We start from the raw sequence: 12,345 nt of genomic DNA on the forward strand, positions 1-12,345 counted from the left end.
GTTCAAGTGAGTTGGATGGCCTTAATGGCGGGGCTTGTTCGGGTCCAGGTCATCACTCAGCACATCGTCATACACTGACTCCCCGGGAATCTTGTGTCCCTCACTAGCCCATTCGCCGAGATCAATCAGCTTGCAACGTTCGCTACAAAAAGGTTTGAAGGGAAACTTATCGCTCCACTCAATGGGCTTTTTGCAGGTAGGGCAGTTGAGTGTCGGCGTTACGCTGGATTTAGGCATAAGTTAGCTTGGGCTCTAAAGTGATCTGAATCGGAATTGTACTCTAATTAACTTAGCCCGATTGTTTCAACCGGACAATCCGTAAGTACTCCCGATGGAGCTGCTCTACTTGATCTTTGAGTGAAGCTAAGTCATTAGCGTTATCCAGCACATCATCCGCCTTCTCTAGTCTTTGCTCCCTTGTCAGTTGGGCCGTCATGATTTTGCGAATCTGTTCCTGCTGGCTGTTATCGCGCGCGCTGGCGCGCTCAAGCTGCAAAGCCTCGGGTAGATCGACTACACAAATCCTGTTAACGAGCTCATATTGGCCTGACTCAATCAGGAGGGGGGACTCCAATATTGCGTAGGGCCCCTGGCTTCCGTTCAGTGAGGAGGTTATCTCCTCTCTTATCAGTGGGTGTAATAGACTTTCCAGCCATTGCCGTTCGCCTGGGTCGTCAAATATTAGTGTGCGCAGTTTGCTCCGGTTTAATTCGCCACTTTCCAGTAAGACATCGGTCCCGAAGTGTCGGGCTATCTGTTCCAGAGCGGGCTTTCCCGGTTGTACCACAACCCTTGCCGCCCAGTCTGCATCTACTACATTAATGCCCAGGTCACGGAAATACCCAGCGGCTGCTGACTTTCCGCTACCGATCCCGCCGGTTAAACCTACGGTAAACAATGGCTGCCCTCCCCAAGAATAAATAAGGTTGCGGTATAAATAAAAACCCCGGCCAGATAGCTGGCGGGGGTCATAGTAAAGCAAATAGTAGGAGAGTAGTGAGTTGGTCGTTTAGCTACTAAGACCAGAGATATTAAAATACCAGCTCATGATTTGATCACCCCAAAGCATAGCGATCCAGCCCGCTCCGGCAAGGTAGGGGCCAAAAGCGATGGGCAAGTTGCGATCCCGCCCTACGGCAATGCTCCAGGAAATTCCTGCAATAGCTCCCACGACAGCGGAAAGCAGGATGACCATCGGCAGTATTTGCCAGCCAAACCAAGCGCCGATAGCTGCCAGGATTTTAAAGTCACCGGCCCCCATACCTTCTTTGCCGGTAACAATCTTAAAGATGTGGAACACTAGCCAAAGTGACAGATAGCCGGCGATAGCACCGATTACTGCATCCTGCAGAGAAGCAAACGCTCCCCAAATATTGATTAGCAAGCCGGTCCAGAGTAATGGCAGAGTAATGCTGTCTGGGAGTAGTTGCTTGTCAAAATCGATACCGGTTAAGGCGACCAGGGTCCAGGTAAAAAAGCATCCAGCCAGTGCTTGCCAAGTGAAGCCCAGCTTCCAGACAACAACAGCGGTCAGAATGCCGGTAATCAGTTCTACCATTGGGTAGCGCTTGGAAATAGCGGTGCCGCAGGAGCCGCATTTACCCTTAAGAAGTAGGTAGCTAATAACGGGGATGTTTTGCCAGGCCTTGATCTCCACTTGGCACTTGGGGCAGTGGGAGTGAGGCAGCACTAGGTTAAAAGGCTGATCTAACTCTTGCTGTTCGGTAGTAGAGGGGTTTGTATTAAAGTAACTATAGAAATCCCGCTTATATTCTCGCTCCATCATCACTGGGAGGCGCAAGATAACAACATTAAGAAAGCTGCCTACGATAAGGCCTAAAATAAAAGCGCCGCATAGCAGCAGCGCAGGATAAGGAAGTAATAAATCTGGCATTGGTTAGACAACTTGTCCGAGCTGGAAGATTGGAAGGTACATGGCAACCATAAGCCCGCCAACCAAAATGCCGAGCACGGCCATAATCATGGGTTCTAGTAGAGCGGTAAGATTGTCTACCATATTGTCGACAGCCTCTTCGTAGTAGTCAGCGGCTTTGCCTAGCATTTCATCTAAAGCGCCAGACTCCTCACCAATAGCCGTCATTTGTACGAGCATGGTTGGAAAGAGGCCAGATGATCGAAGGGCGGCGTTGAGTGGAATCCCGGTTGCGACAGAGTCTCTTATTTTAAGTGTTGCTTCAGTGTAAATCGTATTTCCGGTGGCGCCAGCAACGGATTTTAGGGCGTCGATTAGGGGCACGCCCGCAGCAAAGGTTGTGGCAAGTGTTCTGGCGAAACGGGCAGAAATCGAGTTATAGGTAATCTGCCCTATGATTGGCACTTTGAGTATAAGGCGATCAAAGAAGTCTGCCACTTTTTTGTTGCGCTTCTTCAGCTCAAGCGTTCCGCCAATGGAGGCAACAGTAATGATTAGGGCGATAATCCAGTTTGCCTGCATCCACTCGGACATGCCTACGACCAGTTGAGTAAAGGCGGGAAGGTCTGCTCCAAAACTGGAAAAAGTTTCGGCAAACTGCGGAACAACCTTAATTAAGAGGATAGAAGTTACTACAACCGCTACTACCACAACGGCAATGGGGTAGGTCATTGCCTTTTTGATTTTTGCTTTTAGGGACTCTGTTTTCTCTTTGTAAGTGGCAATTCTATCCAGCATGGTTTCCAGTGCGCCAGACTGCTCACCGGAAGCTACGAGATTACAAAATAGCTCGTCAAAATACAGGGGATGTTTGCGTAGAGCATCAGCAAATGCTGTACCGGATGCAACATCGTCCCGGACCTTAAATATCAGCTCTTTAACTCCGAGATTGTCCAAGCCATCAGCGACAATATCAAAACTCTGAACCAGCGGGACACCAGCTTTCATCATGGTGGCCATTTGGCGTGTAAATAGGGCAATATCTGCTGGTGTTACTTTTCTACTCCCTCCACCAAAGAGGGGTTTAGGTTTTTTTTGGACCCTATTGGCAATGATCCCCTGTTTGCGTAACTGGGCCTTAACTAGAGCCGGGCTAGTGCCGCTGATCTCCCCCTGAACTTTATTTCCTTTGTTATCTATACCTTTATAGATATATGCAACTGCTGCGGCATTAGACATAGGTGCTCTTCCTGCTTTCTATCTCTTGCATGAAGTTACTAAACTTGCGAGAGCTAACTCTTTATTTTTAAAACTGATCACCGGTACAGCCAGAAGTTAAAGGTTTTTGGGGCAAGGGTAATGTTAAACATATCATGTGTTGTTTCTAGAACCTCAATTTTTCTCAGGCGAATACTGGAATCTGTGCTCTACGATTACCCTTAATCCTTAGTCACTCTGTTGGCCTCTTCCAAGCTTGTGACTCCCATTACAACTTTTCGCAGGGCTGATACCCTCAAGTTGTTGAAGCCCTCTTCACGAGCCTGGTCGGCAATCTGAATAGAATTACCTCCCTCCATTATAATTCTGGAGATGCCATCAGTGATGCGAACCACTTCATACACACCCACGCGCCCTTTGTACCCCTTAGTGCAATGCTCACAACCAACAGGTTGAAAGAGTTTCCACTCTTGCTTTGGAATGCTTACGGCTTCAAAGCCTTCGGCGGTCAGAACTTCATCGGGGAGAGTGACAGGCTTCTTGCATTCGTTACATAGTCTGCGTGCTAGGCGCTGGGCAATAATCACACTTACAGAAGTGGCGATATTAAAAGTGGGGACCCCCATATTCATCAGGCGAGTTAGGGTTTCGGGGGCTGAGTTGGTATGTAGGGTTGATAGAACTAAGTGGCCTGTCTGGGCAGCTTTAATCGCAATTTCGGCTGTTTCCAGGTCGCGAATCTCCCCCACCATTACAATGTCTGGATCTTGTCGCAGAAAGGAGCGGAGGGCTTCCGCAAAATTGAGTCCAACTTTTGCAGATACGTTAACCTGGTTTATCCCCTCCAGGTTAATTTCCACTGGATCTTCAGCAGTAGAGATATTGCGCTCCGCTGTATTGAGGATATTGAGCCCGGTATACAGTGAAACCGTTTTTCCGGAGCCTGTAGGTCCGGTAACTAATATCATCCCCTGTGGTTGGGCCAAAGCATCCATGTAGATTTTCTTTTGCTCGTCCTCATAACCCAGGGCATCAATGCCGAGCTTGGCTGAAGAGGGGTCGAGAATTCGCAAGACAATTTTCTCCCCCCAGAGGGTGGGTAAGCTATTCACGCGAAAATCAATGGCTTTGGTCTTGGACAGCTTCATTTTAATACGGCCGTCCTGAGGTACCCGCTTTTCCGAGATATCCATCTTAGACATCACTTTCAGGCGGGCAGATAGCCGAGTGGCCAACTGAATGGGAGGTTTGGCCACCTCGTGTAACACACCATCGGTCCGGAAGCGTACCCGATAGGATTTTTCGTAGGGCTCAAAGTGAATATCAGAAGCGCCGCTACGTATAGCATCCAGTAATACTTTGTTTACAAAACGTACAACTGGAGCTTCGTCACCGCCGGGCTCATCCTCATTTCTGGCATCGCTCTCGCCATTATCGATATCGAGTGCTTCCAGGTCCTCATCATCAATCCCCTCGAGACCTGCTCCCATATCGTCGCTTTGCGAGAGGTAGCTCTCAATAGCTTTGGCTAGCTTTTCAGCTTCGACCAGCACGGGGTCAGTATTGAGGCCGGTATTAAAATTGAATTCGTCCAGGGCAGATAAATTAGTGGGATCGGCGACAGCAACAAAAAGCCGGTTGCCGCGCTGATAAAGAGGTAGGGCAAAATGTTTACTGATTAGTTTTTCATCAACAATTCCCTTGGGGAGCAGCTCAAAATTGTAGCTGCTCAGCTCAAACAGGGGGGTGCCAAATGCCTGGGAGGCTATACGAGCCAGCTCGCGCCCCTTGACAAGTTTGGCCTCTACGAGGTGTTGGGCGAAGGTTTGCCCTTCTCTCTTTGCTGCTTTTAGCGCAGAGGCCGCAGTGGGCTCATCGAGTATTTGATCTGCAACCAGTCGCTTGGCTAGGCCACTGAGGGGAGGGGTTGTCATTACTTACACTGCCACTAACATTTTGTGCGTCACGTCACACATTGATTGCGCCACCCATAAAAGCTTGAGTGGAATAAGATGAAACGTGAAATATAGCGAAATAATGGACTTGAGCCAAACTTAGGCGGCTTCAGTAAGGTAAAAAGAGGTGAAGTAAAATTTGTCAGGAAAGACTGACAAAATTCGTCACAACTATACCGACTGTGTCAAGCGATATTGCCCACTCTTGTTTTCTTTGGTGAGAAAATGATGAGGTGCTCACCACTAAAACCTTTACTTCTATTTGGCTTGCCAACTTTGGCATAATCCTTGTATCGTGTTTGGCGATTTCCTCACAGGGCATACACCCTGACGGAATCATACTTTATTAAAGTCTGTATGGAGACGGTTACAATGAAAAAGCAAATGCAAAAGGGTTTTACGCTAATTGAATTGATGATCGTGGTAGCGATTATCGGTATTTTGGCTGCTGTGGCTTTGCCCGCTTACCAAGATTACACGGTACGCGCTAAGGTATCTGAAGGGATGATTATGGCTAGCTCCCTTAAGATTGGCGTTACTGATATGTTTGCTGATCGTGGTATGGGCGGTATTACCTCATACAAAGGCGTGGTCGCAGGCGATATCGATAACATTACGACTGATTTGGTAACGGCAGTAGCAATCGACGACGCTACCGGTGCGATTTCTCTGACAATGGGCGGAATTCCTCAGCTCAACGGCGGTAATGTGCTTACATTTGTACCGGAAATTGGTGGTGATCCAATTACAGATGATAACTCCACCGGTACTGTTACCTGGGATTGTAGCACTGACCTCACTACTATTGACGATAAGTTCCTGCCTGCTAACTGTCGTGAGTAATATCTAGCTTTAGATAAGTTATCTAAAAGGCGGGTTATCCCGCCTTTTTTGATGGTGTTTTTCTTTCAGGGTGGATCCCTCTTTTTGTGGTTCTTAGCGGTGTCACGAAAATATTCTTTTCCATATATTGCGGATGCAGTAGCCGTTTCAGTTAGTTAACTTTCAGTTTCACCATTATTTCGCATTCACTGGAAGTTTCTTGATTTCTGAAGAGGGTTGTAGTCAAGGCTTATTATTTTTTCGGCTACTAGCTGATGACTGATATATCTTTCCTCATCTGAAGATCGGGTGACTTGTAAACTTCCGCTTACGATTAATATATTGCCTTGTATAATCTGCGCTTTATAGATTGCTTGATAAACGCTATAAATCACTATATTGATACTGCCCGTTTCGTCTTCTAGTGTTATGAACATGACTCCCGAGGCGCTTCCAGGGCGCTGTCGGCAAGTGACGAGGCCAATCACTTCAATTTTTTCTTTCCCATAGCAATTGGCAATATCTTTTGCCTGAGTACACCGTTGAAATCTTTTTTGTTTTTTAAGTAGGGCAACGGGGTGCTGATTTAAGGTTAGGCCAGTACTTTTATAATCCCTGTAGGCCTCTTCTTTTTCTGTGCTAGTTGATATGTATTTCTGCTGCTGGTTGTTGTGATTCTGATCTAAAGAAATCCAGCTGTCCTGATGTCGATTGTGAGAGAGGCTAACAAATGCATTGGCGCCGGCCAGGCGAGAGAGTTGCTCGCTGTTAATTTTTGAGAGTTCTTGAAGTTGCGCCAATGATTCGATCTTCATTTTTTGCCTGAGTCTTAAAATATCTTGTTCGGTGATTTCCTTTAATCCTTTAATCAAGCGCATGCCCAGGCGAAGAGCCGGACTTCGAATTTGAGAATTTGGGTTTTCCTGTGGGGATGAGTTATTAAGTTCCGGGTGATGATGATCGCTGGGTGTTGTCTCGCGAGAATATGAGGAGGTATGTAGCTCCAAGTGATGCTCCCAAACGCTATAGAGCACGTCAATGGGTAGTACCTTAACCCCATGCCGCTGGGCGTCATAAACCAGTTGTGCCGGTGCATAGAAGCCCATAGGTTGGCTATTGAGTAGTCCGCAGTAGAAGGCCGCTGGGTGATGATGTTTTATCCAGGCGGAGAAGTAAGCCAAAAGCGCAAAGCTTGCAGAGTGAGATTCGGGGAAGCCATAGGAGCCGAACCCCTTCATTTGGTTGAAGAGCTGCTCAGCAAAACTATCCCTATAGCCATTGCTTTGCATTCCCCGCACAAGCTTATCCTTGAATTTATACAAGTCTCCATTTTTTCCCCAGCTGGCCATGGCTCGGCGAAGCTCATCCGCTTCACCGCCGCTAAACCCCGCTGCGACCATCGACAATTGAATAACTTGCTCTTGAAATATAGGCACACCGAGAGTGCGCTCAAGCACTGGACGTAAACTGTTATGAGGGTAGCAGACGGTCTCCAACCCCTGCTTGCGTTTCAAATAGGGGTGTACCATACCGCCTTGAATTGGTCCGGGGCGGACAATGGCGATCTCTATAGTAAGCTCATAAAAATTTCGAGGTTGTAATCTTGGTAGCATGCTCATTTGAGCGCGAGATTCAATTTGAAAGACTCCAACGGTATCGGCCTTGCACATCATTTCGTAGACCTGTGGATCTTCGGCGGGAATATCCTGCAATCGCAATTTGGGGCCGTATAGAGCAATATAATTCAGGGATTTACGCAGTGCAGTCAGCATACCCAGGGCGAGCACATCGACCTTCATTAGTTTTAAATCTTCGATATCCTCTTTGTCCCATTGGATTAGGGTGCGATCCTCCATAGCGGCATTTTCAATTGGAACCAGCTGGTGCAATGGTTGTTCTGTAATAACAAAACCGCCTACATGTTGCGATAGATGTCTTGGAAAACCATATATTTGCTGCAGTAACTGCGGGAACATTTTTCCTATTGCGCTGCTCGGATCTATTTCCACTTTTTGCATCTGCTGGGGGAAACCATCTAGAGTGTCCCACCAGGCGCGTTCAGCAATAAGTTGTTCTATTGTGGCAGCGTTGATACCAAGGGCTTTACCGATATCCCTTACGGCGCTTTTAAAGCGGTAGGTGATCTTACTAGCGGTAAGTCCAGCTCTTTCGCGGCTATATTTTGTGTAAATATACTGAATAACTTCTTCACGTCGTTCGTGCTCAAAGTCTACATCAATATCTGGGGGTTCATTGCGTTCCCGTGAGATAAACCGTTCAAATAGTAATCCAATTTTATGAGGATCTATCTCTGTGATGAATAGGCAGTAGCAAACTACTGAATTGGCTGCAGAGCCGCGGCCCTGGTATAAGATATGATTTTCCCGGGCAAACTGGACTATATCGTAAATGGTTAGAAAATAATGCTCATATTGCAGTTCTGCTATTATTGTGAGCTCTTTATTGATAATCTCATCAATTCGCTTTTCTGGGCCCTGTGGCCAGCGGGCAGCCTTTCCTATTTGAACTAGCTTCTTTAAATAGCTGCTCGCATTACTTTCTTGTGGGATAACTTCTGATGGGTATTCATAGCTGAGTTCACTCAAGCAAAAAGTACACTGTTTGGCAATGAAGTTGGTATTGTCTATTGACTCTTTGGAGTGTAACGACTGGATATCACCTAAGCTGCGAAGGTAACGTTCAGCATTTTGCTCAATACGATACCCCAGGTTATCCAGGGTACAGTTATGGTAATTTGCGTTAAGTACATCTTGTAGTGGCTTTCGGCTATAGCAGTGCATCAATACATGATTGATTGCAACCAGGGGAATATTCTCTCTTCTTGCAAGCTCAGTAATTCTATTGCACTTTAGGCTTCCCTCTGCGTGTAGGTGATTGTTGATGGCAATGTAAAGCCGTTCGCTGAAGGTTTGCTTTATTTCTTCAGGTATTTCTATCTTATTAAAATTTGGAATCCAGATGGCAATTAGGTTTTTGCATAACTCTACCAGATCACTTTGATAAGTAATGTAGCTTCCTTTTTCCGCCCTTAAGCGTGATTTTGAAATTAGCTGGCATAGCTCGCTGTAGGCAGTTTTGTCCGGAGCCAGTAGAACTATTTCTATGTTGTTATGGAGCCGGAAATAACTGCCAAAAATTAGTTTAAACTCGGGGTTTTTAGAGTCTGTAGATTTGATGGTTTCAAGTTCTTTATAGGCTCTAACGGCTCCGGAAAGAGAGCATTCATCGGTGATAGCAAGGGCTGTATATTGCAATTTGTAAGCAGTGTGGACCAATTCCTGCGGATGCGATGCCCCCTGCAGAAAAGAAAAATTGCTTTGACAAAAGAGTTCGGCGTACCTCATGCTGATTCTCTCGGCGTCTATCTGTTGATTGTGATGGGATTTGGATTTTGGTGAAGATCAGTATTAAGAAGGGGGTTTAGGCTTAGCTATAAACGCCATGTAAAAACCACTCTTCGGTTGTAAGATCCTGAAAGACCCAGTAGAACTCATCTCTTCTATTTTTTGCGATATAGTAATCCCGCCCGTGACGCCCGTGCTGCCACCAATAGCCATCAATTCGCTCAGGCCCCTGTAATAGTTGTAGCTCTCCCTGATAAAATAATTTGTGCTCGCTACTTTCCAGTTTGGTTGGATGAGCTAATAGCCAGTTGGGGTGCGGTGCTTGGATGGGCTTAATTTGCTGTCCCTTAGCGTTACTTTTAATTATCAGGGTATCTGTATTTTGCCAGGCCTGCTCTGGTAGGTAGCTTTCTTTTAGGGCAATTCCCGAGAGTGCTTGATGACCGAGGCGGGCTTTTAATTTGTCTAATAGCTGTTGATTGCGTTTATGTTGGCTGCCTTCACCAAATAAATCTTCATCCAGTGATCCCTGCTCCAAGGGGAGTAAATGCTTGCAATTTAAGCTGATGGACTGCACTGGCTGATCAAGAGTTACTCTTTCCATTTGCAGCTTGGTTAGTGCTATTAGGCGTTGAGGGTCCAACTGCGGAGTGGAGACTTCTACGGTTATTTCCTGAGATTTATTTTGGCCGAAATCCACATACCAATTTAATTGTTGTGTGAAGAGCTGGCGTCGATGCAACTGGGAGCATAATTCCCTTAGTAGGCGACCGATAGGAAATAGCAGCTGTTCGCTATTATCCAAGGGGCTGGGGAAAAATAGCTCGCTACGGAATTGTGCTGGGGGCTGATAACTACAGACTGGATCTTGGCGAGTTCCGTTCAGGCGTGCCAGGTAGTCCACAAATGGGCGACCAAAACGAGAGCCTACCTCAGAGAGTGGAATAGCGAGCAGCTGGCTTACTCGCTTGATACCACATGCGTAGAGCTTGGAAATAGTTTTGTTGTCGCAACTAAGGAGCTTGGATGGGGCAAAGCTAATCCACTGTCTCCACTGCTGAGGGCTGGGCGGAGAATCTGATTGCGCAAGCCAGTGCCGGTGTTCTGTCAGTTGGCTTAGCATATGAGCTGCACTAGGGCTGTGGCCTAGGCCCATCAGACTGTGGATTCCCATCTGTTCAAGCTCTTCACTCAGCTGCTGTATCAATGCCTTGAAGCCACCGCTGGCTTTTAGGCAGCCACTCAGTTCCAGGTAGAGGTGGGCGGGAGTGCTCTCACCATTGCTCAAAGGCCCTGCGGACTGAGGTGATACAAGTGGTGTAAAGCTGTATGCCCACTGGGCCAGTTGCTGTAACTCTTGTTGTTCCCGCTGGGAATCGCGTTGTAACAGCTGTAAGTCTGCACAGAGAGCAGACGCAGTGGCAATACTGAGCCCGGTCTCAACGCCGCATTGGGATGCCGCTGGGTTTTTATCAATCACCAACTGTTTTTCAACCACAACTTGGGGTAGAGCCTCTTCTCCTTGTTGCTGAGCGCGGGTCAGAACCTCTAACGGAAGCCTGGGGAATTGAATACAAAGCCAGAGCATGGAGCTATCCCTCGAAACCGTTCAGTGCATTGGTTGGTCCCGGCGGACCAGTTTTGCTGCTCTTGCCAAATAGAGGTTTTGGCCAGAGTTTCCGCGCAATTGCTTTGAAAGCCTTATGGCCAGCTCTCCTTCCCTGGGTGTGAGCTGTAGGCGCAAGCTCGCGGGTGAGGGGTTTGCTGATTCACACTGAGGGCGAAAGTGGAAGTGCAGGCAGTCCCCATTGCGGGCAGCGAGTTGCAGGCGACGAAGATCTTTATGGTTCAGGGATTGCCGCCCCTGCCAGCTGAGTAAGGCACCACAGCTTCCGGATTGTAGGGACTGCTCGATCGCCCAGAGAGTATCCTTGGGGCCTCGGGGGTGCAGGATCAGCAGGTTCTCAAGGCGGATACCACTGTTGGCCAATGAGGGCGCATAGGGGATATGGGGTGGATTGACCAGTATGACCATTTGCCCCCTCTGAGTGAGATCCGCCAGGGCCGGTAGTATTAAGGTGAGTTCACCGATACCCATCTGGTCCATGAGTAGCTCAGTAGTGGCCCCTCTTGGCCAGCCGTGGTTCGCTAGGAGGGCATCGAGGCTTGGATAACCACTGGCGATGCCGTTTCGCGGTCGTAGGGGTTCATTCGCTGCTTGCCAGATATCGGCTCTGGTGAGTAGCTGTGCCAGTTTCTGGTGTTTTGCCTGGCTTTCTAACTGATTGTTTTCTATGAAGTTTTCTGCGCTGCCCACGATTCCACCACTGAATTTTAGTCCGATCTGGCCACTGTCTTCGTCTTAAGCTGTATGTGTATACAGTGATACTGTTAATTTATACAGTATCTATCCAGTGGCAACAAGTGAGAATTCATTGGATAGGCACTTTTTTGCACAGCCTAAACCGGCTATGATTCCGCCTCTTTAATTGAGCACTAATTATTCTATTCAGGGGGGACGGAGTGAGTATCAAGTCCGACAAATGGATTCGCCGCATGGCAGAGCAGCACGGTATGATTGAGCCTTTTGAGGCCGGTCAGGTGCGTCATAACGATAATGGCGATCGACTCATCTCCTATGGCACCTCCAGCTATGGCTACGATGTTCGCTGTGCTCGTGAATTTAAGATTTTCACCAATGTTCACTCAGCGACAGTTGACCCCAAGACCTTCGATGAAAACAGCTTTGTGGATGTTGAAGGCGACCACTGCATTATTCCGCCAAACTCCTTTGCCCTGGCGCGTACAGTGGAGTATTTCCGTATCCCGCGCTCTGTATTGACGGTTTGCCTGGGTAAATCCACTTATGCCCGTTGCGGTATTATCGTCAATGTGACGCCACTGGAGCCGGAGTGGGAAGGTCATGTGACTTTGGAGTTCTCCAACACCACTAACTTGCCTGCGAAGATCTATGCCAACGAGGGTGTGGCACAGATGCTGTTCTTCGAATCCGATGAAGTTTGTGATGTGTCCTATGCCGATCGTGGTGGCAAATACCAGGGCCAGCGCGGCGTTACCCTGCCTCGCACCTGATCACCGGTCTTACTGCAGT

General features: G+C 47.7%; 10 protein-coding genes. 2 read left to right on the forward strand and 8 right to left on the reverse strand.

Translation table 11 applies throughout. The features are described from left to right. Positions 1 to 21: 21 nt before the first annotated feature. From yacG to pilB, 5 genes are all read right to left on the reverse strand, one after another. Positions 22 to 237 (reverse strand): DNA gyrase inhibitor YacG, encoded by a 216-nt coding sequence (yacG, locus tag ACJJIZ_RS07880; protein ID WP_108734183.1) that lies wholly within the window; start codon positions 235 to 237, stop codon positions 22 to 24. Between the two features lie 52 nt (positions 238 to 289). Then, positions 290 to 898 (reverse strand): dephospho-CoA kinase, encoded by a 609-nt coding sequence (coaE, locus tag ACJJIZ_RS07885; protein WP_444896377.1) that lies wholly within the window; start codon positions 896 to 898, stop codon positions 290 to 292. Positions 899 to 1,009: 111 nt separating this feature from the next. Next, the gene (locus tag ACJJIZ_RS07890) at positions 1,010 to 1,894 is read right to left on the reverse strand and encodes a prepilin peptidase (protein WP_444915758.1); all 885 of its coding nucleotides are present in this window, start codon (positions 1,892 to 1,894) and stop codon (positions 1,010 to 1,012) included. A gap of 3 nt (positions 1,895 to 1,897) precedes the next feature. Continuing rightward, positions 1,898 to 3,112 carry a type II secretion system F family protein gene (locus ACJJIZ_RS07895; protein ID WP_444915759.1) on the reverse strand — a complete coding sequence of 405 codons (1,215 nt, stop codon included), beginning with the start codon at positions 3,110 to 3,112 and terminating at the stop codon, positions 1,898 to 1,900. Positions 3,113 to 3,312: 200 nt separating this feature from the next. Beyond that, on the reverse strand, positions 3,313 to 5,025 hold the full coding sequence (pilB, locus tag ACJJIZ_RS07900; RefSeq protein ID WP_444915760.1) for a type IV-A pilus assembly ATPase PilB: 1,713 nt from the start codon (positions 5,023 to 5,025) through the stop codon (positions 3,313 to 3,315). Between the two features lie 393 nt (positions 5,026 to 5,418). On the opposite strand from pilB, the gene ACJJIZ_RS07905 reads away from it, so the two are divergent. After that, entirely contained in the window at positions 5,419 to 5,889 is a 471-nt protein-coding gene (locus ACJJIZ_RS07905) for a pilin (protein ID WP_444915761.1), read from the forward strand. A gap of 185 nt (positions 5,890 to 6,074) precedes the next feature. Here ACJJIZ_RS07905 and ACJJIZ_RS07910 read toward each other — a convergent pair whose 3' ends face one another. The 3 genes from ACJJIZ_RS07910 to imuA form a co-directional block, all read right to left on the reverse strand. Next, entirely contained in the window at positions 6,075 to 9,233 is a 3,159-nt protein-coding gene (locus tag ACJJIZ_RS07910) for an error-prone DNA polymerase (protein ID WP_444915762.1), read from the reverse strand. A gap of 82 nt (positions 9,234 to 9,315) precedes the next feature. Next, complete coding sequence (locus tag ACJJIZ_RS07915) at positions 9,316 to 10,821, reverse strand: Y-family DNA polymerase (protein ID WP_444915763.1); 1,506 nt, start codon at positions 10,819 to 10,821, stop codon at positions 9,316 to 9,318. Between the two features lie 21 nt (positions 10,822 to 10,842). Then, positions 10,843 to 11,550: a translesion DNA synthesis-associated protein ImuA gene (gene imuA, locus ACJJIZ_RS07920; RefSeq protein ID WP_444915764.1), complete on the reverse strand. Its 708-nt coding sequence runs from the start codon at positions 11,548 to 11,550 to the stop codon at positions 10,843 to 10,845. 206 nt (positions 11,551 to 11,756) lie between these two features. On the opposite strand from imuA, the gene dcd reads away from it, so the two are divergent. Then, positions 11,757 to 12,326, forward strand: coding sequence for a dCTP deaminase (dcd, locus tag ACJJIZ_RS07925; RefSeq protein WP_282933840.1), 570 nt, complete (start codon positions 11,757 to 11,759; stop codon positions 12,324 to 12,326). Positions 12,327 to 12,345: the final 19 nt, after the last annotated feature.

The sequence above is a fragment of the Microbulbifer maximicatervae (SeqCode) genome (genome assembly GCF_052467225.1).